We start from the raw sequence: 22,255 nt of genomic DNA, 5'->3' as shown, positions 1-22,255 counted from the left end.
AAAAAGAATTGCGATGTTTACTTCTATCTACAGCTTTATCAGACCATTCCTACTATTCTCTGTTTCTGTCATGCTATTCCTAACCTTAGTACGAACAGGGTTGGCTATCTGGCAATTAGATAGATTTAATGACTTAAATAGTATATGGAGCCTAATCACAAATGGCTTTCGTATAGACTTAAGTAGCGTAGGTTACTTATGCGCCATCCCGGCGTTATTGCACCCTTGGGTGTCAAAAACTAGATTTCAAAAATATTGGTCATTAGTTTTGCGAATTTGGTTTCTGATCTGCTTTATGGGCATATTGTTTTTTGAATTAGCAACTCCCGCATTTATCAATGAATACGGCTTTAGACCAAACAGGCTATTTATTGAATATCTAGCTTATCCTGATGAAGTGTCTAAAATGCTGGTGAATGGTCATTTGATAACAATATTGATAGTGTTTGCTCTATTGCTATTTCCTGTTAAAAAAATATGGCAGTTTACTGATCACGTAGTCTCTAACAAAGTAAAAGAAGATAACGCAGCAATCGGAAGTAGGCTGGTTTCTTGTTTGATGCTTTTTGTAATAATTGCTTTATCTGCACGAGGGACATTAGGCCACAGACCAATCAATCCTGCCTTAGTGTACTTTTCCACTGACCCACTAGTTAATTCACTTACATTAAATTCGACCTACAGTGTTGCTTATGCGCTTAATCAATTCGGTGATGAAAAAAATGCAGCTAAGTTGTATGGCAAGATGGAAGATGATCGAGTTATTGAGCTAGTTCGTCAGGAGTCAAAACAACCTTTAGACAGCTTCAAAAACGATAACTTACCCACTTTAAGTAAACGCTCTCCGAGCTTTAAGGGACAACCAAAAAACTTGGTAATAATCTTAGAAGAAAGCTTAGGTGCCCAATATGTATCATCTCTTGGTGGAATCCCGCTAACACCTGAAATTGATAAATTAAATCAAAAAGGCTGGGCATTTAAACGATTGTACGCAACAGGCACTCGCTCCGTTAGAGGTATTGAAGCAGTTATAACTGGCTTTACTCCAACGCCCTCTAGGGCAGTTGTTAAGTTAGATAAATCGCAAAAGGACTTCTTTACTATTGCATCTCTGCTCAAAGAAAATGGTTATGAGGCTCAATTCATTTATGGTGGAGAAAGTCATTTCGACAACATGAAAAGCTTCTTTCTAGGAAACGGCTTTACTGACATTGTTGACTTTAATGATATTGAAAACCCACAATTTGTAGCGTCTTGGGGGGCAAGCGATGGTGATTTGTTTAATCAAGCTGATATTGAATTAACTAAGCTTCATAACGAAGGAAAACCATTTTTTAGTTTCATATTTACGTCAAGTAACCATGATCCATTTGAAATACCTGACGGTATTGTTTCACCAATTCAATACACTGCTGAACAATTACAACAATATGATGACAAAGAATTACTGCGCCATAAAGCCATACAATATGCAGACTATGCCTTAGGACAATTTATTGCAAAAGCAAAAGCGCAAGACTATTGGGAAAATACTATATTCCTCGTTGTTGCCGACCATGATGCGAGAGCAATGGGCAAAGATCTTGTTCCCATTAACAATTTCCACATTCCGGGTGTGATTCTAAACTCAGGTAAAGGACCCACTTTAGATCAACGAATAGTCAGTCAAATCGATTTAGCACCAACACTTTTGTCATTAATGGGTATAGAGAATATTTCACCAATGTTAGGTCAAGACCTAACAGATCCAACGGCTTCTAATAGAGCTATGATGCAGTATGCAGAGAATTTTGCTTATATGGTTAATGATGAAGTAACCATCCTTCAGCCAAGTAAAGCACCTTTGAACTTTCAATATAATTATGAACTCAACACACTATCACCAATAGATGTTAATCATGATACTTCAGAAATTGCATTGGCCCATGTATTGTGGGGAAGTTTGGCGTATAAAAACTATTGGTATTCTCAGCAGGGAAAATAATACTCAACGATAAGTTTAATCAAAAATGAGATGGTGAACATCTGTAGTCGCAATTAGTTTTAAGATGTAATATTGCAGTCGAAAGACCGAAAATGGCACAGAGCCGTCCGTTGGGTCTAACTCATTTCTGTCCAAAAACGAGTTTACCCGACCGACCGCTTATCGCTCAAAGCCGACCTATAGGGTATTTGCGTTAACTCATAAAGGGGCAGAAACGAGTTGATCATGAATGACTGCTCATGGCACAAATGCGACTATCAGAGAAAATTGAGCCATTAATAACCTCAAATCAACTTATTAATCTCTAAAGTGATAATCTCTTGGTAAATTAACCAAAGGTACAGATCTTGGCTTCAGATATTGCAACCAGCTTACGCCCTAAGGCACTTTATTTTTAGGCGTTATAGCCATACTTGAGTCTGTTTACAGTATTTTTAATTAATTCACGGCCAGCTATAATGCCTATAAATGTTAAAGGTTTTTTAGAGTCGAATTTGAGGAACGACTCAGCAAGCATATTTAAAATGTAAAAACGGGCAGTTACACAGAATCCGTTACAGGCTCCAGGCTTTTGCAAGTTCAAATGCATTTTCACTTAAAGTGGTATTTAAAGGCTTTAATTCTTTTTTATAGCGTACATATGAGCTATTGCTGGTTCTAATAGCTGAAGAAAATGCTCGTATACCCCAACCTAACTCTATCCTTAAACGCTCAGCATTTTTTATATTTACACTTTGATGTATAAAGTTAATTTGCTCTAGGTAACTTGATTTTTCACTGATCTTTCTATTGGTTAAAATCTCTATAAAGTCTATTTTTTTATGAATTTCAGAGAAGCTATACATAGCAACACCTTAAATTTAGTTATATTTCCTCGTGTAACTGAAATCGATGTTGTCTGTAGAGATCTACTTGAGGTAAATTCTAGCGTATTTACCGCAATTCACTTAACCCTAAAGCAATAGCCTCTTGCTGAAAGCGGCCTGATATATTAATTATTCGTTCATAAGCACCGGTTAAAAAATGCTCCTCTGTCGCTTCAGGCCTATTGCTCATAACTGGCTGATCAAAAAAGTCAGCAAAGTTATCAAAATCAAACTGAGCTTTGGAAGGTTTTTTACTTTGTTTATTAAAAGTAATATCGCTTGAGTCTGTATCTGCGGTGTTTTCTCCAGCAGGAGTTTCAATCTTTTCAAATTTAACTACATCAGCTTCAAATGGAACATCTTGTTTAACTCTATACGCATACTCTAAAAGCTTAGTTTCGGCGGGCATGTACATAATAGCTTCTTGGTTTTTAGAGTTTGTTACCCTCAGAATACGGCCCAATATTTGCCTAAAATGCATTTCTGTTTTTATGTTTGTAAGGTGGCAGCAAACCTGCAAACGAGGGATGTTTGTACCTTCGCTAATCATACCAACAGAAATAATCCACTTAGTTTGTGCATACCTAAACTGCTGAATAATACTTGTAGGTTCATTTTCTCGGTAGGTTACAACAGTGCTATCCTCGTCAAAGTGAGTTCGCATTAACATAGAGATTTGATGGGCATGCTCAACAGAAGATGCAACAATCAACCCCGCTGCATCGAGGTTTTTCAATCTTATAGAAGTCAGCTTTTTTTGAGCTGAAGAAATCATGTATTTTATTACGGCTTCATTTTCAATAACTTCTTGATAAGAAACGCCAGAGTCGTTTAATAACGCTTTAAAGCAGTTAAATGTTTTGGTTTCAGCGTCATCTACAACTGTAATGCGGCTATTATCAACAGCTACTATTTGTGGAACCCGACAAACATTATCTCCAATAGCCTCAGAAAGCCCGTAAACGTAGTCACACGCTATTTTATTGTTAGGTTGCTGATACGATGAAAGAACAATAGGAGCAGCGTCAGAACGCCAAGGGGTGCCTGTTAAGGCTAATGTATACTGTGCTTTATTTTGAATGTTAAGTATTATCTGCTCACCCCATGCATTTGCATTGGCAATATTAGAGCCAGCACAATGATGAATTTCGTCAAATATTACAAAAACACGATATCGTTCAAATAGCCGCCAAAAGTTCACATCTAAATACTGCAAGCTTTGATAGGTTAAAGCTCTACCTTTAGCGCCAATAAGCCCATCAAATCGTTCATTCGTTTTTAGCTGTAAGCTTTCCTTAAAGTCTTGAGAAACAATAGACGACGGTGAAAAACAAATAATCACATCGACCATATTATTTTTTAATAATTGATCGGCTAATTCTGAGGCCATCAAGGTTTTACCCGCCCCAGGAGTTGCCAAGGCTAAAAAGTGGCTATTGCCGGTCTGGTATTGTTTAAACGCTAAATTAATACACTCGTCTTGCCATAGTCTTAGTTTCATATTTTCTCTAATGCTTCGTTTTGCTTCAGTAAGCCTTCAATTGCTCTAATTTTGCCAAGTATTCTGGTGTTGTTGTCTCTGGCTTTGTTATATTGTGGCTGAAGTTCATCTACTAATTCGGGTGACTCCAAATAAAGCTCTTTATATGCCTCAGATTCACCCATATTCAATAATAGCTCGGCTTTGTAATGATTTAACTTACTAAGTAACAGCGCGTATTTATCATCCGCCTTCTCTGTAGTTGCAATAGGTATGGCACTAGCTAAGTGAGTAATTGTCTCAACGTTAAAGCTCTCAGTTTTATTGAATCGCGTAAATCCTTTTTTATTTGATACCACCTTTTTCAGCCAGCCTTTTTTAACAAGCTTGACCAATTCGGCATATATACTTCGCCTAACTGCTGTAGGTACTAAAGAAGAATCACTTTTTAATGCTAAGTACGCCGAGCGTACATCGCTTGTTGTAAAGTTATCAAAATTTGGTGCAACAATAATTTGAGCTACGAGAGGGTCAAATTTCAAAGTAAATCCTAATAAACTTCTTATAATAATGGGTATTATAGGGCGTGGTAGTTAAGCCCTCAACATGAAAATCTAATCATTTTGCCTTGAGGAAAATCAGGTGAGTGATTTAGTTAAACATTTTGGTGAAAAGCTACGAGAAAAACGCAAAGAAGCAGGCTATTCGCAAGAAGGGTTTGCCGCCTATGTCGGTATAGAGCGCGGTAATTACGGAAAAATGGAAAGAGGTAATGTTAATATTAAGCTCGAAACCTTATATAAATTAGTAAACGCATTAAATTGCGAGTTTGAAGAGATACTACCGGCAAGGCAAAAGTATAAAATTGACCTAGACTAACCAAAACTACTTGGTACTAATATATTATTAAGTTTTTAATTAATTAGGGTATATTAATCACTATTACCTCAGGAATATAAATAAGCGAGTGAGTTGCTTTTAGTAAAAATCACCTCAAGCTCACTGGCTAACAAGGACTTAATTTACATGTTCGAACAAACTTTTAAAAACATTGACGACATTTTTCACAAAGATGCCGGTTGCTCTAGTGAGCTAGATTACACCGAGCAATCATCGTGGATGCTGTTCCTTAAATACCTTGATGACCTAGAATTCACCAAGTCTCAAGAAGCCGAATTGATGGCAGAAGACTACCAATACATTATCGATGAGAAATACCGCTGGAGTTCTTGGGCTGCGCCTAAAACGGCTGCTGGTGAGTTTGATCACGATAACGCCTTAACGGGCGATGATTTAATGGACTTTGTTGACGGTGAGTTATTTCCCTACCTTAAAGGCTTTAAGCAACGCGCCGAGCGACCAGATACCATTGAATATAAAATCGGTGAGATCTTTAGCGAGATCAAAAACAAAATTCAAAGTGGTTATTCACTGCGTGACGCCCTAGAGAAAGTGGATGAGCTGCGTTTTCGCTCACAAGAAGAAAAGCACGAGCTTTCACACCTGTACGAAGTAAAAATTAAAAACATGGGCAACGCTGGCCGTAACGGGGGCGAATACTACACCCCTCGCCCATTAATTCGCGCGATGATCGACGTATTACAGCCACAAATAGGCGAAACCATATACGACGGTGCCGCAGGGTCGGCAGGTTTCTTATGTGAAGCTTATGATTATTTACGCCAAGGGGGAGCAAGCCGTAAGCAGCTATCAACCAGCGACTTAAAAATCCTGCAAGAAAACACCTTCTACGCCAAAGAGAAAAAGTCTTTAGCCTACGTTATCGCCATTATGAACATGATCTTGCATGGCATCGAAGCCCCTAACGTGATCCACACCAATACATTAGGCGAAAACCTACAAGACATTACCCCAAGCAACCAGCACGATATTGTATTAGCTAACCCGCCGTTTGGCGGCAAAGAGCGTAAAGAAGTTCAGCAAAACTTCCCGATTAAAACCGGTGAAACGGCCTTCTTGTTTTTGCAGCACTTTATCAAAATGCTCAAGCCTGGTGGCCGTGCTGCTATTGTGATTAAAAACACCTTCTTATCCAATACCGATAACGCCGCCATTGCCTTGCGCAAAGAGCTATTAGAAAACTGCAACTTACACACCGTGCTAGATTGCCCAGCAAAAACCTTCTTAGGCGCTGGGGTAAAAACCGTGGTGTTGTTTTTCACCAAAGGCGAACCGACACAGAAAACATGGTTCTATCAGCTTGATCCTGGCCGCAGCTTGGGTAAAACCAACCCTCTCAACGATAACGACTTAAAAGAGTTTATTGAACTACAAAAGGGCTTTGAGGACAGTGCTAAGTCTTGGTCATTGGCGACGACTGAACTAGATGATGCAACATGGGACTTATCGGTTAAAAACCCGAATCAAGCGGAAGAAGCCCCACTGCGTGAACCTCAAGCCATTATCGAAGAAATCATCGCGCTGGATAAAGAGAGTGAAGCGATTCTGGGTAAGATTCAGGAGTTGTTGTGATGGGGTGGCTAACTTATAAACTAGGCGATATTTGTGATTTTCAAGGAGGTTCGCAGCCTCCAAAGTCTGTATTTATTCAAGAAGAAAAAGATGGATATATTAGGCTTCTCCAAATACGAGATTTTAAAAGCGATGATAAGGCTATTTATATACCAGAGGCTAAGAAAAACCGTATATGTAAAAATGATGATGTAATGCTAGCGCGATATGGTGCATCTGTTGGTCAAGTTCATCGAGGTAAATCAGGCGCATATAATGTGGCTCTGATTAAAACAATTCCAAATACAGATATAATCGATAAAGACTTTTTATATTTATATCTTCACTCAGAAAGTTTTCAAAAACGACTAATGTCGGTTGCAGAACGATCCGCTCAAGCTGGATTTAGTAAAGCGGATATATCGCCCTTTGAAGTTAGCGTTCCACCTATCCCCGAACAAAAACGCATCGTCGCCATTCTCGACCAAGCCTTCGCCGATATAGAGCAAGCCCGCGCCAAGACCGAGCAAAACCTCAAAAACGCTCGCGAGCTGTTTGAAAGCTACTTGCAGCAAGTATTTAGCCAGCATGGTGATGATTGGGGAGTTAAGAAGATTGCTGAAATCGCTGAAACATGTTTGGGAAAAATGCTTGATAAAAAGAAAAATAAAGGCAATCCAAAGCCATATTTAAGAAATCAAAATGTTCAGTGGTTTAATATAAATACAGATGATCTTCTTGAAATGCGTTTTGAGGATAGTGAGTATGAAAGATATGCTATTAAAAAAGGAGACTTGGTAATTTGTGAGGGTGGTTATCCAGGGCGTGGAGCTATTTGGGAGCAAGATGAAGATATCTTTTTCCAAAAAGCCTTGCATAGAATACGTTGTCATAATCCACTCTATAATCGCTGGGTTTTATACTATTTATATCTGAGCGATTGTAATGGCACTCTAAAAAACAGTTTTACTGGGGCTGGTATCCAACATTTTACAGGGAAGTCTCTAAAGCAATTAGCCTTGCCGATTCCACCGGTTGAATTAACCGAGAAGTTTGTGCGCAATTTTGATGAGTTATTTAATCACGTAATAAGCTTGGAACATGTATATCATAATAAATTGAACTCGATAGACGAACTCAAAAAATCCATCTTACAAAAAGCCTTTTCCGGCGAGTTGACCAAAGAAAAAGAAGGAGCGGTGGCCTAATGTCACAAGCAAGGACGCGTAACGAAGCCGACACCAGAGCGGATTTAATTGATCCTAAGTTAGTTGCTGCGGGTTGGGGTGAAGTTGATAACAGCTTTATTCGCCGGGAGCTTATTTGCCCTGGCCAAATTATGGCCGGCGGTAAACGCGCTAATAAAGTGCCTTGCGATTATGTGCTGGTATACAAAGGCCGCAAGCTTGCCGCTGCAGAAGCCAAAAAAGAAAGCCTGACTTATAGCGAAGGTGTGCGCCAAGCCAAAGACTACGCACAACGCCTGCAATGCCGGATTGCGTATGCCACCAACGGCCATGATATTTACCAAATTGATATGCTCACCGGTGTTGAGACGCTGGTAGATGAATACTTATCACCGCAAGCGCTTTGGGATTTAACTTTTGAGCAAAAAGGTGATACCCCTGAAGCCGCTTTCACTACCGCTTGGCGTGATGCGTTTTCCAGCATTCCCTTTGAAGCCAAAGGCGATTGGGCACCCCGTTATTATCAAGAAAACGCCATTCACAATGCGCTTGAAGCCATTGCCCAAGGTAAAAATCGCATACTGCTTACATTGGCTACCGGTACAGGTAAAACGTGTATTGGCTTTCAAACCGCATGGAAGTTGTTTCAAACCCGTTGGAGTTTAACCGCGCAGAAAGATATAAACCTTGCTAAAAAGCGCCCACGTATTTTGTTTTTGGCCGATCGTAATATTTTAGCCAACCAAGCGTTTAACGATTTTGGCTCATTTGGTGAAGACGCCATTGTACGTATCACCCCTGACGATATTCGTAAACGAGGTGGCGTTCCTAAAAATGCTAGCGTATTTTTTACTATTTTTCATACGCTTATGTGTGGTCCTAAAACCGAATTAAAAGAAGCCACAACAGAAGATGATGAAAATGCGCCAATTAAAAAGGCAGAAAACCCGTATTACGAGCAATATCCGACTGATTTTTTTGATTTAATTATTATTGATGAGTGTCACCGTGGTGGCGCAAATGATGAAAGTGCTTGGCGTGATATTCTTAATTACTTTGCCCCTGCTGTACAACTGGGTTTAACCGCAACACCCAAACGCACCGATAATGCCGACACCTATGGTTACTTTGGCGAGCCTGTTTACAGCTATACTCTAAAAGAAGGCATTAACGATGGCTTTTTAACGCCATTTAAAGTGTTACCGATTGTTGGCACGATGGATGAGTATATTTATACAGAAGGTGATGGCGTTGTTGTAAAAGGCGACCCAGAACCCGGCAAGCTTTATAAAGAAGGCGATTTCAACCGTATTATCACCATTCCACAACGTGAAGAACGCCGCGTTCATTACTGGATGGATCGCTTTAAACCCAATGAAAAAACCATCGTGTTTTGTGCAACACAAGTTCATGCCGGTATGGTGCGCGATTTTATTAATCAGTACGCAGTAAAAAAAGGCTGGACCACCAACACTAACTATTGTGTTCGTGTTACCGCTAACGATGGTGTAGCGGGTGAAAACGATTTAAAAACCTTTTGTGATAACGAAAAAACCATTCCAACAATTTTAACCACATCACGCAAGCTTTCTACAGGCGTAGATGCGCGTAACGTCCGTAACATTGTGCTCATGCGTCCTTGTAATAATATGATTGAGTTTAAGCAGATCATAGGCCGAGGCACCCGCACTTACGATGGCAAAGACTATTTTACCATTTACGACTTTGTAAAAGCGCACCATAACTTTGCTGATCCTGCTTGGGATGGTGAACCAATACCCAGCGAAGTATGCCCAGAGTGCGGCACAACCCCGTGCCAATGTGAAGACACTGGCGGCGATGGTGCCGGTGAAAAGAAACCGTGTAAAGTGTGTGAACAAAAACCATGTGTTTGTGAAAAGCCAGAGCCTGAAGGCTGTGAAAAATGTGGCGAAAGACCATGTGTATGCGAAAAGCTCGAAATAAAGCTCTCAGACGGCCGTACACGACAAATAAAGCATATATCCTCAGCAATGTACTGGAGTGCTGAAGGCAAGCCCATTACAGCTAAAGAGTTTGTTGAACGTATGTTCGATGACCTACCGCGCTTTTTTGAAAACGAAGACCAACTACGAGAAATCTGGAGCGACCCAACCACTCGCGAAAAGCTATTAGAAGATTTAACCGAAGCGGGTTACGATAGCGAAAAACTCGATAGCATGAAGGCAGTAATTGATGCTCAAGACAGCGATGTATACGATGTTTTATCGTACGTAGCCTATGCCGCAGAAGCGCAAACACGCACCGAGCGAGCTCAACAAGCTAAACCTAAAATAAACTCAGCGTTTAGCGATTATAAACAACAAGAGTTTATCAACTTTATATTAAGTAAATACATTGAAGACGGCGTTCAAGAACTGGCACCAAAAAAAATGCGCAGCTTAGTAGAGCTTAAATACAACACCATTAACGACGCCGCCATTGAATTTGGCTCACCAGCCGCGATACGCGACACATTTATAGGTTTTCAGAAGTATTTGTATGCAAGGTAGTTAAATTATCTATAGCTATCAGTAAGCAATTGAAAAAGCTTACTTGATGCCTCTGAGGGGTAAGTGAGCGACTATACTCTTAAGAGGCTGATATAATTATTAATTTAAAAAAAGGTAAGAAGAGCAAAAATTACTTTTGCTCTTCTTACTGCTAGGCGTGCTTATAACCAGTATACCCACACCCACACGCCCCACAATAACTACAGACAATCCAATTACATGCCGCGCATTCTATATCCTGAGAGTTATCAACAGGATTTTTACACGAGTAACAATCATATATAAGTAACTAAAAATAACAGTGGAGGTTTCTACCCTAATGCAATTTAAGTGATGCTAGCTGTGCGTCTTAAGAAGAAAAAATTACGCTCAATTTTTTACTATTTAATCTCGGCTAGTTTGAAAAGTTATAGTTTTGAATAGTATGAAAAATAGTACGCATACTAGTTTTTGAAGCTTTAAAAGCTTAGCTCTTATAGTATTTAGTATGTTTGTAATGGTTCTAATGGCATAATCTGCATTTTCAGATCTATCTCCTAGGCTGGCCGCCCAGCTTACTATTTTGGTGATTTCAGGGCGTTTTACATTCCATAAATGGGTATGTTCTTGTTGTAATTGTAAGTAGCCTTCGCGGGTAATTAAGTTTGTTTTCACGCCATGTTCTTTTTTAATACTCATACAGAGCAAGGTATTAAAATAACCCAAACTTGTCGAGTGTATTATTAATAAAACACGCGCACAAATGAGTTTGAAATGTTCAGTAACAATCTAAGCGGCTAATAAATTGTTGCTTACAGGTTTTTTCATTTATATTAATGGGTAATAGATTATAAAAATAAGAAACACAATGGGACACGAAACGACAAAAGTATTGGTTGTAGATGATGACATGCGTTTACGCAGCTTACTGGAGCGCTATTTAGTAGAGCAAGGCTTTATTGTAAGAACAGCGGGTAATTCAGAGCAAATGGATCGGCTTATCGAACGTGAAAACTTTCATTTAATGGTGCTCGATTTAATGCTGCCGGGTGAAGATGGTTTGTCTATTTGTCGTCGTTTACGCCAAAAAGAAAACGACATTCCAATTGTTATGCTTACCGCTAAAGGTGATGAGGTTGACCGTATTATTGGCCTTGAATTGGGAGCAGACGACTACATTCCAAAACCATTTAATCCACGAGAGCTGTTAGCGCGAATAAAAGCTATTTTACGACGCCGTGCCAAAGAAGTGCCGGGCGCACCTGCTGCAGAAGAAAATTTGATTGAATTTGGGCGATTTTCGCTTAATTTAGCCACTCGCGAAATGAGCGAAGGCGAAAAAACAATTTCCTTAACCAGTGGCGAATTTGCAGTGCTTAAAGCGCTGGTCTTGCATCCACGTGAGCCGCTGAGCCGTGATAAATTGATGAACCTAGCGCGCGGGCGAGATTACAGCGCACTGGAGCGCAGTATTGATGTGCAAGTGTCGCGACTTCGCCGCATGATTGAGTTAGATGCCGCCAGCCCACGTTATATTCAAACTGTTTGGGGCTTAGGATATGTATTTGTTCCCGATGGTGAAAAGTAATTTATATGGGACTATTTCCGCGTAGTGCATTTGGGCAAACCGTTTTTTTAGTGGCGGCTTTGCTGTTAATAAATCAAATAGTATCTTACGTAACGGTGAGCTTATACGTAGTAAAACCTACCATTGAGCAAGTTAATTTAATGCTGGCTAAGCAAATTAAAACCGTATTTATTGACTGGGAAGATGGTGTTGAAGTAACTAATGAAGTATCGGATAAGTTTTTTGAAATTACCGGTATTGAAGTCATGACTCAGCATGAAGCAATGCGCAGTGGTTTGGGGCAAAGTCGCGAATATTCGGTATTATCGCGTAGTATGTCTGAGCAGCTAAATGGTTCTGCGCGGGTGCGTATTAGCCAAACCGATCCACTCATATACTGGGTAGAAGCCCCGCAAGCATTAGGTTATTGGGTAAAAGTGCCGCTTAGTGGGTTTAAAGAAAATAACCTCGAGTTTTTAACCTTTTACTTATCAAGTATTGGTTTTTTAAGTGTATTAGGTGGCTGGTTATTTGCTAGGCACTTAAATAGGCCGCTAAAAGCATTGCAACAAGCGGCGGTTAAGGTAGGTAAAGGCGATTTTAGTACTAAGTTAGCCGAACAAGGATCGAGTGAAGTTATTGCTGTAACACGGGCATTTAATCAAATGTCGCGGGGTATTGCTGCGCTTGAAAATGATCGTCGGCTGTTAATGGCAGGGGTGTCTCATGATTTACGCACTCCACTAACCCGCATTCGTTTAGCCACCGAAATGATGGCAGATGAAGATGACTATTTGCGTGAAGGCATTATTTACGATATTGAAGACATGAACGGCATTATCGACCAGTTCATTGAATATTTACGCCATCACAAACGTGAAGAGCTAAGCTGTGAGGACATTAACGCGTTAGTGGCAGAGGTAGTGCACACTGAGCTTAAACACCAGCGAGTAATTACCTTTAAAGGTAATCCTAGTATTGGCAATATACCTATTAGTGCAGTGGCAATTAAGCGTGTAATAACCAATATGATTGAAAATGCGCTGCGTTACTCAGAAGGTGATATTGAAGTGCTCTGCTATTTTAATAGCAATAAAAAGTATGTTGTTATTGCGGTAAACGATAGTGGCCCGGGTATACCAGAGGGCGAACTGGAGTCGGTATTTGAGCCGTTTAAGCAAGGCGATACAGCACGTGGTAGCGAGGGCAGCGGTTTAGGGCTGGCTATTATTAAACGCATTATAGATATACATAACGGTAAAGTTAAATTATCTAACCGGCCTGAGGGCGGGTTAAGTGCACAAATTTACTTACCAATTAAAGTATAATACCAACCCACTTTACTGCAGCGGGTTGCTATTAAGTTGTGCTGGCCAAAATTATAAACACGCAGTAAGCGATTAAAGTGCTTTAAAACGAATAGCCGTACCGCCACTGGTGGCCAGCTTAAGCGTTAATTTATCGCTTGCAGTAACAAGGCGTTTTTCAATAGTTAAATCGTACGGATTATTTTCCCACTCGGCATTCTTACCATCTTTATAAATATGTGCCTCAAACTGTTTGCCGTTATCTAAAAAGTCTAAACTAATCTCAATAGTACGCGCTTGCTCGTCAGTCACTGCGCCTAAATACCAGTCGTTGCCGGTATATTTGTCGCGCTTTCGCTCTTTTCGCGCAAATACAATAAAGTCACCTACTGCACCATCAAGGGCAATGCTTTGTTGCCAGTCGGTCGGTACGTCTTGAATAAATTGAAATGCATCGGGTTTAGCTAAATAATTTTTAGGTAGGTCGGCCGCCATTTGAATCGGACTATACAATACAACATACAATGCTAGTTGTTTAGCCAGCGTAGTTTGCGGGCGATTAGTATTAGCGCCTAAACCGTTAAAACTTAAATCGAAAATACCAGGAGTAAAATCCATAGGCCCAGCAAGCATGCGGGTAAATGCCAGCATAGCAATGTGCTCGGGTGGATTAGGAGGAGTACCCCATGCGTTAAACTCTTGTCCGCGTGCGCCTTCTCGAGTGATCCAGTTTGGATAAGTACGGCGCAGTCCGGTATCTTTAATCGGCTCGTGGGTGTTAATACTTATTTTATGTTTAGCAGCTAGCTTAACGTTATGTAAGTACTCGTTAACCATAAATTGGCCGTCGTGCCACTCATGGCGAGCTATACCGTTTTTGTCAATGCGCTTAATGTTTCCGCCATCGGCTACGTAACCGGTTTTAACTTGGCTAACGTTAGATTTTTCATACAATGCAAAGGCATCTGCCATTTGCTTGCGATAGTTACTGACGTTGCCGGATGTTTCGTGATGGCCAATGAGTTGCACGCCTGTTTGCTTAGAATATTTTGTTAGCGCTGCTATATCAAAATCATCGTAGGGCTGAGTAAAGCTAAACACATCACCATTAAAAAACCAGTCGCCATCCCAGCCTGTGTTCCAGCCTTCAACTAATACGCCATCAAAACCATATTTGGCGGCAAAGTCCATGTAGTATTTGGTATTTTTTGTAGTAGCGCCGTGTTTGTCGCCGCTGCCCCAAGTGTGTGTATTTATATGCATACCCCACCAAATACCTATGTATTTACCAGGTTTTACCCACGACACGTCACCGAGTTTATTTGGCTCATTTAGATTTAAAATGATATCTGAGTTAACTAAATCAACGGCTTTTTCGCCAATTTGAATAGTGCGCCATGGGGTATTAAACGCGCCCTGTTTTTTAACGGCAACACCGCTCGACCATGGCGTTAAATCGGCTTGAAAAACCCCAGGGCGGCGTTGATTAAGTACCATGGCGGCGTAATCAACAAGGGCGGCTTCATGAATACTAATATGCACACCATCTTGGTTTTTAAAGGTAAATGGCGTATGTACCAATGCGGCATCGTTTAATGGGGTGGTATTATATACATATTCGTAGCGATTCCAGCCGCGGGCAGGGATCCACCAAGCTGTAGCTGTGTGGCTGTTATTAACAGCAAACTCGGTAAGCTCTTTGGTTATTTCAATATTGTTAAGGCCTGCTTGTTTTGGTACTTCGTATCTAAAACCCACGCCACTATCAAACGCTTTAAAGCGCACGCTATAAGTACCGCCTTGAGGTTGTGGCTTAGCAAAGGTTACAGTTACCTCGTTATGCTGATCTACAACCGTTTGTCGCTCGCCCCAAGGTTGTTGCCACTGAGTGTTGGTACTTTGTTGTTGAACTTTGGTTATTTTAAAGCTGTTACTAAACGGTGCATGTTGTTTAAATTCAAACCCGAGAGCAGAATTATTAATGACTGTTTTATTTTTAAAACTAATAGAATAACTAGGTGTACTCTGCTCGTCTGAGATGATTATTTTTATATTACCGTCAGGCGATTGTACGGTAGCTGTTTGAGCAACCGTGATACTTGAAAAAGCCATGAGTAGCAGTGCCAATGTGCGCATAATAGTTCCTTGGGTTAGCGACGTGTTTGGCTATCAAGCATAAAGCGAGAGGGTGGTGAATACGACAGGTTGCATACGTATTCAGGGTGATAAAAAGTGAGCAGTGAGGTTGCTTGTACGCTAAGCAATAAAAAAGGGCTCTGTTGAGCCCTTAATTTAGTATTGCTTAGATTGCGAGATTATTTTTTATCAAAAGCGCGTTGCATAAAGTTTGGCGTAGCTAATGCACCGTGATGAATGCCGTTGTTGTAGTATTCGCTGTTCTTTGCAATATCGGCTGCTGCATCTTCTCTAAAGCCATTAAAGGCTGCAGATTTACGCGCTAAAGTTACTGACCATAAACCACTTGGGTATATAGGTTGCGGGAATGGCAGTGTTTGTAAGTCGTTAAAACCTACCGTTAGCATAGCTTCGCGCATTTCAACTAATAACGGCATATGCATAAGCGGTGATTCGCTTTGTTGTACTAAAATGCCACCTGGGCGAAGGGCGTTTAAGCAGCTAGTGTAAAATGCATGATTAAATAAACCTTCACCTGGGCCTACTGGGTCGGTGCCATCAACAATAACAACATCGATTGATTCGCTTGCGGCTTCGCGCATGTATTTAATGCCGTCGTCAAACATAACTGTTGCACGAGGATCGTTGTTAGATTCACACAGCTCTGGGAAGTATTTTAACGACATTTGCGTTACTACTTCGTCTATATCTATTTGCGTAACGCTCTCTACACCAGGGTGCTTTAACACTTCGCGTAAGGTACCGCAGTCGCCGCCGCCAATAATAACTACATTTTTAGGTGCTGGGTGCGCTAAAAGTGCAGGGTGGCTGATCATCTCATGATAAAAAAAGTTTTCGCGGCTACTTACCATAGTGCAACCGTCGATGATCATTAAATTACCAAAGTCGGTGGTTTCGAACATGTCTACTTTTTGAAAAGGAGACTGTTTTTCATCTAACTTTTTGTTAATACGTAATGAAAATGCGCTGCCATCGCGGTCGCTAATTTCAGTAAACCACTTACTTTGATCTAAATTTGCCATAGTTACTATTACACTTTTTTAAGTTGAGGATGAAAAAGGGGGCAATTTTGCCAGTGCTTGACGTTTTGCTCAATGACATTTTAACTGATTTAACCAATAAAGTTAGTTAGGAATGAGGGAAAGTTCAATTTTTGTTAGCCTAGAGGATAGCGACGTATTAAAATGCGTCATTGTATTTAATTGATTAAAGAAGAGTTGCCATGACTTGGGGTTTAGAAACAGCACGTGCCACTTATAATGTTGCACATTGGAGTGAAGGCTATTTTGATATTAACGCACAAGGCGAGTTGGTGGCCTACCCAGATGGCGACCAAGCAAAGGCCGCAATTTCTTTAACGCAATTAACCGAACAATTTAAACAACAGGGTTTAACCTTACCAGTATTGGTGCGCTTTACCGATATATTACAAAACCGGGTAGATACGCTTACCAATGCCTTTACTCAAGCACGAGCAAATCGTGAGTATCAAGGCGAATATACCTGCGTTTATCCAATCAAAGTAAATCAGCAGCGCTCTGTAGTGAGTAAACTTTTAGCTCACCCTAGCGGGCTGGTTGGCCTTGAAGCTGGCTCTAAACCAGAGCTAATGGCTATTTTAGGGGTGGCAAAAGAGCCCATTACTATTGTGTGTAATGGCTATAAAGACAGTGAGTTTTTACGCTTAGCCTGTATTGGTCAGGCTATGGGTCACAAAGTTAAAATAGTGGTAGAGAAGCTCTCGGAGTTAACCACCTTACTGGAAGAAATTGATAATTTAGGCATTGAACCGGCTATTGGTATTCGTATTCGCCTAAACTCAGTGGGCAAAGGTAAATGGCAAAACACCGGTGGCGAAAAAGGTAAATTTGGTTTAACGGCAGGGCAAGTGCTTAGCGCTGTTGAAGTGTTAAAAAAACATAATAAATTGCACTTAATGCAAATGGTGCATTTTCATATTGGCTCTCAAATAGCCAATATTCGCGATATTCACCGCGCTTTGCGTGAATGTGCACGCCATTTTGCTGAACTTACTCAGTTAGGTGTACCACTTAATACCGTTGATGTAGGCGGTGGGTTAGGGGTTGATTACGAAGGTTCGGGTTCACGTAGTGCGTGTTCAATGAACTATACCGTTGCAGAATATGCCCGTAACGTAGTAAATGCGTTTTCTGAGGTGTGTGACCAACATCAATTAACTCATCCGGCCATTATTACTGAATCAGGGCGTGCGTTAACCGCGCACCACGCGGTATTAATTACCGATGTAATTGACGTTGAAAAAGCGCCTAATCACTTAAACCCAGAGGCGCCTGCGCAAAACAGTACACTGGTATTAGATGAAATGTGGCAATGTTTACAGCGTTTAAGCCCGCGTATGGCGCTGGAAATTTATCACGACGCAATGCACTTATTTAGCGAAGCACACGATCAGTACGTACACGGTTTAGTGAGCATGCTAGAGTGGGCGAAAATAGAGCAACTTTACTTTACTATTTTACATCGGGTGCGCTCATCTTTGAGCAATAATGTGCGTGCGCATCGCGAAGTACTCGATGATTTAAACGAAAAATTAGCTGATAAATTATTTGTTAATTTTTCACTATTTCAATCGTTGCCAGATATATGGGGAATTGGCCAATTGTTCCCAGTAATGCCTATTGAAAACCTCACTCAACCGCTTACCCAGCGCGCTATTATTCAAGATATAACGTGTGATTCTGATGGGCAAATTCGCGAATATGTAGAAGGTGCAGGTATAGAAACAAGCTTACCTATACCTGAATATACACAAGGGCAGCAGTATCATATTGCAATGTTTATGGTTGGCGCTTATCAAGAAATTTTAGGTGACTTACACAACCTATTTGGCGACACCGACTCAGTGCATGTGGAGTTAAACGATGATGGTTATGTACTTACTAACGCCATTAAAGGTGACAGCGTTAAGGATGTATTAAAGTGTGTTGACTATGATAGCGCCATTTTAGCAGACAACTTTGCAGAGCAAATTAATAAGCTCGATGTGTCTGAGCCATGTAAAGCAGGCTATTTAGCAGAGCTTAATGCGGGACTAGAAGGCTATACCTATTTTGAGGACTAACCTCAGCCATTATTAATTAAGTATAAAAAGCGCAGTAATTAGCTGCTGCGCGCTATTTAAAGGAATAGAAACAATGTCAGTTATCCGCAGTGTATTTAGTATTTTGTTGTACTTTATAAATACTCTTATTTGGTTTGTGCCAATTTTTATTTGTGGTGTTATTAAGCTTATACCAATTAAGCCGCTACAAAAGTTAATGAGTTGGGCCGCCAAACAATTTGCCACTATTTGGGTTACCTTTAACAGCTTAAATCAAAAATTATTTACGCCAACTAAAATTAACGTTACTGGGCTTGAAGATATAAAGCTAAAAGATTGGTATTTAGTTATAGCTAATCATCAAAGCTGGGTTGATATTTTAGTATTGCAACGCGTATTAAATCGCAAAATACCCTTTTTAAATTTCTTTTTGAAAAAAGAGCTTATTTACGTGCCTATATTAGGTTTGTGCTGGTGGGCGCTTGATTTTCCGTTCATGACTCGTACGAGTAAAAGTCAGCTTAAAAAGAACCCTAAATTACGCGGTAAAGATTTAGAAACCACGCGTAAGGCCTGCGAAAAATTTAAAGAAATGCCAGTAAGTGTGGTTAATTTTGTAGAAGGTACGCGCTATACGAAGCAAAAGCACGCTCGCCAAAACAGCCCTTTTCCACATTTGTTAAAACCCAAAGCAGGAGGCGTTGCCTTTGTAATGCAAGCTATGGGAGAGCAAATTACTAAAGTAGTTAATGTGACTATTCATTATCCTGAGGGCATTCCGACCTTTATGGATTTTGCCAGCGGTAAAGTAAAAAATATAAACGTACATGTTGAAGTAAGACCGGTCAGTGACGAGCTAATTGGTGACTACACTAACGATCCCGACTTTAGAGTGCGCTTTCAAAGTGAGCTTAATCGGTTATGGAAAGAAAAAAACCAAACATTAATAAACCTTGAACAAAAATAAATGCATAAAAATATGAGCCTACAGTTACGCTAAAAACACTTAGCTATTCACGGTCAATACAGATTAACTTAGGTAGTGTTTTTTAATGTCACTTTGCTTGGCTCTGTTAATTTTACAGCGGGTATTACCCGCTGTAGTTACTATAATTGGTTATGCTGCAATGGCGCTTTTTACTCTAGCTAGCACTGTAATTTTAAACCTAACTCCCGCAAGGAAATAAAAATACCATGACCGATACCCACTTACAGAAGTTAATAGCGCCTTGGTTTGAAAAAGTGCCCGACGCTTTTTTTCTAAGCACTATTACTGCCGTCGCCATTGGTATATTTTCATTATTATTTGTGTACTTATTTACTCGTCGCTTAATGTTTCCTGCGATCCAAAAAATTGTTACTAAAATCTCACCTGAACGCATTGGCTTACTTGCACCTATGCTAAACAAGCTCAATAAGCGCATAGCTTGCTTACTTTGCTGTGCATTGTTTCTAGCCACATTTGATAGTGTGTACCCGGTGAATGAGATTGCAGAGGAAATTTTAAAAACCTTAGGCCAAGCGCTGCTCATTATTTATGCGGGCTTTATTTTTAGTAGCATAGTGAGTATTGCGGGCGCTATTTATAATCAATTAGATTTTGCCCGCGAAGTACCCATTCAGGGATTAATTCAGGTTGTTAAATTAATTACCTTTATTGTCAGTGTTATTTTAATTGTTAGTATAGTGCTAGAAAAATCACCTACTTATATTCTCTCGGGTTTTGGTGCTATTGCCGCCGTCACTTTATTAGTATTTAAAGACACCATATTGGGGTTTGTCGCAAGCATTCAAATTGCAGCCAATAGACTCGTTACGTATGGCGACTGGATCCAGGTAGATAATTATGGGGCCGACGGAGAAGTAATTGATTTAGGGTTAAACACAGTAAGAGTGCGTAACTGGGATAATACTGTAACGACTATTCCTACTTACATGTTAGTAGCAGGTTCATTTAAAAACTGGCGTAGTATGCAAGAGTCTGCCGGGAGGCGCATGAAGCGCTCGCTTAATATTGATATGAATAGTATTTTTTTAGTTGAAGATGATTTTCGCCAGCAAATAGAAGCGGCTATACCTTTGGCCGACTACATTCGTACGTCTTCACTGCCTGATCCTGTGTCTAATTTAGGTTTGTTTCGCCGTTATGCCGAAGGTTACCTAAAGCAACATAAAAAAATCAATACTTCACTGACCTTGCTAGTACGTGAGTTACAGCCGACAAACCACGGCTTACCGATTGAGTTTTATTGCTTTAGTAGCGATAAACGTTGGATATCGTATGAGCATTTACAAGCCGAAATAATGGATCATTTATTGGCTGTGTTACCTATTTTTGGCCTGCGTCCGTATCAAAGTGTGAGTGGCCAATTTAGCCCACCCACAGCCGTGCCTACAAGCGAAAAACCTAAAATTAAAGTGCCCAATAATACTGAGCCAACCCCGTAGTAATAAAGAGTATTAACAGCCACCAAATAGGTGGCTTTTTTAATCTTAGCCAAGCGAATGCTGCAATAACTAGCGCAATGTGCCAAAAATTGTGCACCGCCGATGTCCAAATAGGTGAATACAGCGCCGCAGCTAAAAAACCCACTACAGAGGCATTAAGTGCGGCAATAACACTGGCAAAGCGAGGCTTGTTGGCTAAGTTTAACCAACTTTTTTGAAACGCAAGTATGAGTAAAAACCCGGGCATAAATATAAGTACAGTGGCTACGATAGCGCCAAATAAAGGTTGTTCGGTACTTAGTTGTGCACCTAAGTAAGTAGCAATGGTAAACATGGGTCCAGGCACAGCTTGCGCGCTTGCATAGGCGCTCAAAAACTGATCGCTGCTTAGTGTAGGTACGCTTGCTTGCAATACAGGTAATACTACATGGCCACCACCAAACACCATGGCACCTGCTTGATAAAAGGGGGCAAACAAAGCTAATTCAGTAGTCAAAGGAATGAAACTGAGCACTAGCAGCAGTGTAAATAACCCTAAAGCGAGCCAATTTATATTACTTTTTGACTTACTTTGCTGTGCGGGTTCCGGATTTAATTTTAATAATGGCCATATTGCACCCACAGCAGCCGCGGTAATTAAAATAGCTATTTGTGTGCCCAGCAGAGGAAAAAGTATTAAGGCTAACGTGCTTAGTACGGCTAATAGCTTTAGGGCTGCGCTAGTGCAAAAGCTCTTTGCCATACTTAATGTGGCATCGGCGACAATAACCACAGCAAACAGTTTTAACCCAGCAATAATGGCAAAATAAACAGCATCAAACTGATGCGCACTTATAGCCAATAGCAACATAATTAAAAATGATGGTAGGGTAAAACCAATAAAGGCAGCAATGCCACCAAGTACACCCGCGCGCTCTACCCCAATGGCAAAACTAACTTGACTAGAGCCAGGCCCAGGCAAGGCTTGGCTTAAGCTTATAAGCTGTGCATAACGGGTGTTAGTGAGCCAATTTAGGGTATCGACAAAATGGCGCTTAAAATAGCCTAAGTGAGCAGCAGGGCCACCAAAACTCATGCAGCCAAGTAAAAAAAACTGTCTAAAAATAGCAATTAACATTACGCCCCAATCCTCGTTATAAATTATAAAATTATCATCCAGTAGTATGACATATTTATGAACTCAGCTATCGATAGT

16 protein-coding genes and 1 pseudogene are annotated in these 22,255 nt (G+C 40.5%); 10 read left to right on the top strand and 7 right to left on the bottom strand.

Features of this window, described 5'->3' with window-relative positions:
* The first annotated feature begins 13 nt into the window (after window positions 1–13).
* Window positions 14–1,984, top strand: coding sequence for an LTA synthase family protein (locus tag AAEZ18_RS11985; RefSeq protein ID WP_350594800.1), 1,971 nt, complete (start codon window positions 14–16; stop codon window positions 1,982–1,984).
* Window positions 1,985–2,538: 554 nt separating this feature from the next.
* On the opposite strand, the gene AAEZ18_RS11980 is transcribed toward AAEZ18_RS11985, so the two are convergent.
* From AAEZ18_RS11980 to AAEZ18_RS11970, 3 genes are all read right to left on the bottom strand, one after another.
* Complete coding sequence (locus AAEZ18_RS11980; RefSeq protein WP_016899339.1) at window positions 2,539–2,829, bottom strand: hypothetical protein; 291 nt, start codon at window positions 2,827–2,829, stop codon at window positions 2,539–2,541.
* An 88-nt stretch (window positions 2,830–2,917) separates the two neighbouring features.
* Window positions 2,918–4,351 carry a DEAD/DEAH box helicase gene (locus tag AAEZ18_RS11975; RefSeq protein WP_024599466.1) on the bottom strand — a complete coding sequence of 478 codons (1,434 nt, stop codon included), beginning with the start codon at window positions 4,349–4,351 and terminating at the stop codon, window positions 2,918–2,920.
* Entirely contained in the window at window positions 4,348–4,872 is a 525-nt protein-coding gene (locus AAEZ18_RS11970; protein WP_004588152.1) for a VspR family transcription factor, read from the bottom strand. Before AAEZ18_RS11970 ends, AAEZ18_RS11975 begins: the two co-directional genes overlap by 4 nt.
* A gap of 100 nt (window positions 4,873–4,972) precedes the next feature.
* On the opposite strand from AAEZ18_RS11970, the gene AAEZ18_RS11965 reads away from it, so the two are divergent.
* The 4 genes from AAEZ18_RS11965 (at window position 4,973) to hsdR (ending at window position 10,520) form a co-directional block, all read left to right on the top strand.
* Window positions 4,973–5,209 carry a helix-turn-helix domain-containing protein gene (locus AAEZ18_RS11965; RefSeq protein ID WP_004588153.1) on the top strand — a complete coding sequence of 79 codons (237 nt, stop codon included), beginning with the start codon at window positions 4,973–4,975 and terminating at the stop codon, window positions 5,207–5,209.
* 147 nt (window positions 5,210–5,356) lie between these two features.
* The gene (locus tag AAEZ18_RS11960) at window positions 5,357–6,823 is read left to right on the top strand and encodes a class I SAM-dependent DNA methyltransferase (RefSeq protein ID WP_145242948.1); all 1,467 of its coding nucleotides are present in this window, start codon (window positions 5,357–5,359) and stop codon (window positions 6,821–6,823) included.
* Entirely contained in the window at window positions 6,823–8,010 is a 1,188-nt protein-coding gene (locus AAEZ18_RS11955; protein ID WP_024599467.1) for a restriction endonuclease subunit S, read from the top strand. Before AAEZ18_RS11960 ends, AAEZ18_RS11955 begins: the two co-directional genes overlap by 1 nt.
* Window positions 8,010–10,520 carry an EcoAI/FtnUII family type I restriction enzme subunit R gene (gene hsdR, locus AAEZ18_RS11950; protein ID WP_145242946.1) on the top strand — a complete coding sequence of 837 codons (2,511 nt, stop codon included), beginning with the start codon at window positions 8,010–8,012 and terminating at the stop codon, window positions 10,518–10,520. Before AAEZ18_RS11955 ends, hsdR begins: the two co-directional genes overlap by 1 nt.
* 510 nt (window positions 10,521–11,030) lie before the next feature.
* Here the strand turns inward: hsdR and AAEZ18_RS11945 are convergent.
* A pseudogene (locus AAEZ18_RS11945) lies at window positions 11,031–11,174 on the bottom strand (transcription elongation factor GreB); the annotation flags it as partial.
* A gap of 193 nt (window positions 11,175–11,367) precedes the next feature.
* Between AAEZ18_RS11945 and ompR the strand changes: the two are divergent.
* Together ompR and envZ are read left to right on the top strand one after the other, a co-directional pair.
* Entirely contained in the window at window positions 11,368–12,087 is a 720-nt protein-coding gene (gene ompR / locus AAEZ18_RS11940) for an osmolarity response regulator transcription factor OmpR (RefSeq protein ID WP_089368855.1), read from the top strand.
* A 5-nt stretch (window positions 12,088–12,092) separates the two neighbouring features.
* Window positions 12,093–13,394, top strand: coding sequence for a two-component system sensor histidine kinase EnvZ (envZ, locus tag AAEZ18_RS11935; protein ID WP_089368854.1), 1,302 nt, complete (start codon window positions 12,093–12,095; stop codon window positions 13,392–13,394).
* Between the two features lie 72 nt (window positions 13,395–13,466).
* On the opposite strand, the gene AAEZ18_RS11930 is transcribed toward envZ, so the two are convergent.
* Both AAEZ18_RS11930 and speE read right to left on the bottom strand, forming a co-directional pair.
* Window positions 13,467–15,509, bottom strand: a complete 2,043-nt coding sequence (locus tag AAEZ18_RS11930) for a glycoside hydrolase family 97 protein (protein WP_089368853.1) — start codon at window positions 15,507–15,509, stop codon at window positions 13,467–13,469.
* A gap of 179 nt (window positions 15,510–15,688) precedes the next feature.
* Window positions 15,689–16,552 (bottom strand): polyamine aminopropyltransferase, encoded by an 864-nt coding sequence (speE, locus tag AAEZ18_RS11925; RefSeq protein WP_089368852.1) that lies wholly within the window; start codon window positions 16,550–16,552, stop codon window positions 15,689–15,691.
* Between the two features lie 200 nt (window positions 16,553–16,752).
* On the opposite strand from speE, the gene speA reads away from it, so the two are divergent.
* The 3 genes from speA (at window position 16,753) to AAEZ18_RS11910 (ending at window position 21,060) form a co-directional block, all read left to right on the top strand.
* On the top strand, window positions 16,753–18,633 hold the full coding sequence (gene speA, locus AAEZ18_RS11920) for a biosynthetic arginine decarboxylase (protein WP_011329474.1): 1,881 nt from the start codon (window positions 16,753–16,755) through the stop codon (window positions 18,631–18,633).
* Window positions 18,634–18,706: 73 nt separating this feature from the next.
* On the top strand, window positions 18,707–19,579 hold the full coding sequence (gene yihG, locus AAEZ18_RS11915; RefSeq protein ID WP_011329473.1) for a 1-acylglycerol-3-phosphate O-acyltransferase, YihG family: 873 nt from the start codon (window positions 18,707–18,709) through the stop codon (window positions 19,577–19,579).
* Between the two features lie 227 nt (window positions 19,580–19,806).
* Window positions 19,807–21,060 carry a mechanosensitive ion channel family protein gene (locus tag AAEZ18_RS11910; RefSeq protein WP_011329472.1) on the top strand — a complete coding sequence of 418 codons (1,254 nt, stop codon included), beginning with the start codon at window positions 19,807–19,809 and terminating at the stop codon, window positions 21,058–21,060.
* Here the strand turns inward: AAEZ18_RS11910 and chrA are convergent.
* Window positions 21,026–22,177: a chromate efflux transporter gene (gene chrA / locus AAEZ18_RS11905; RefSeq protein WP_192531952.1), complete on the bottom strand. Its 1,152-nt coding sequence runs from the start codon at window positions 22,175–22,177 to the stop codon at window positions 21,026–21,028. The genes AAEZ18_RS11910 and chrA overlap by 35 nt on opposite strands.
* Window positions 22,178–22,255 lie beyond the last annotated feature (78 nt).

Origin of the sequence: Pseudoalteromonas sp. 19-MNA-CIBAN-0066 (assembly GCF_040308705.1) — a bacterium.
Lineage (GTDB): Bacteria > Pseudomonadota > Gammaproteobacteria > Enterobacterales > Alteromonadaceae > Pseudoalteromonas > Pseudoalteromonas nigrifaciens.
Note: the sequence above shows the minus strand (reverse complement) of the source record. Positions and strands in the feature narration are given on the sequence as shown.

Excerpts from the sequence above, each read along its gene's own strand:
- AAEZ18_RS11955 (WP_024599467.1), top strand. The coding sequence starts at position 6,823 with ATGGGGTGGCTAACTTATAAACTAGGCGATATTTGTGATTTTCAAGGA.
- hsdR (WP_145242946.1), top strand. The coding sequence starts at position 8,010 with ATGTCACAAGCAAGGACGCGTAACGAAGCCGACACCAGAGCGGATTTA.
- AAEZ18_RS11910 (WP_011329472.1), top strand. The coding sequence starts at position 19,807 with ATGACCGATACCCACTTACAGAAGTTAATAGCGCCTTGGTTTGAAAAA.
- AAEZ18_RS11985 (WP_350594800.1), top strand. The coding sequence starts at position 14 with ATGTTTACTTCTATCTACAGCTTTATCAGACCATTCCTACTATTCTCT.
- chrA (WP_192531952.1), bottom strand. The coding sequence starts at position 22,177 with ATGTTAATTGCTATTTTTAGACAGTTTTTTTTACTTGGCTGCATGAGT.
- speA (WP_011329474.1), top strand. The coding sequence starts at position 16,753 with ATGACTTGGGGTTTAGAAACAGCACGTGCCACTTATAATGTTGCACAT.
- AAEZ18_RS11930 (WP_089368853.1), bottom strand. The coding sequence starts at position 15,509 with ATGCGCACATTGGCACTGCTACTCATGGCTTTTTCAAGTATCACGGTT.
- AAEZ18_RS11980 (WP_016899339.1), bottom strand. The coding sequence starts at position 2,829 with ATGTATAGCTTCTCTGAAATTCATAAAAAAATAGACTTTATAGAGATT.
- speE (WP_089368852.1), bottom strand. The coding sequence starts at position 16,552 with ATGGCAAATTTAGATCAAAGTAAGTGGTTTACTGAAATTAGCGACCGC.
- envZ (WP_089368854.1), top strand. The coding sequence starts at position 12,093 with ATGGGACTATTTCCGCGTAGTGCATTTGGGCAAACCGTTTTTTTAGTG.
- AAEZ18_RS11960 (WP_145242948.1), top strand. The coding sequence starts at position 5,357 with ATGTTCGAACAAACTTTTAAAAACATTGACGACATTTTTCACAAAGAT.
- AAEZ18_RS11975 (WP_024599466.1), bottom strand. The coding sequence starts at position 4,351 with ATGAAACTAAGACTATGGCAAGACGAGTGTATTAATTTAGCGTTTAAA.
- yihG (WP_011329473.1), top strand. The coding sequence starts at position 18,707 with ATGTCAGTTATCCGCAGTGTATTTAGTATTTTGTTGTACTTTATAAAT.
- ompR (WP_089368855.1), top strand. The coding sequence starts at position 11,368 with ATGGGACACGAAACGACAAAAGTATTGGTTGTAGATGATGACATGCGT.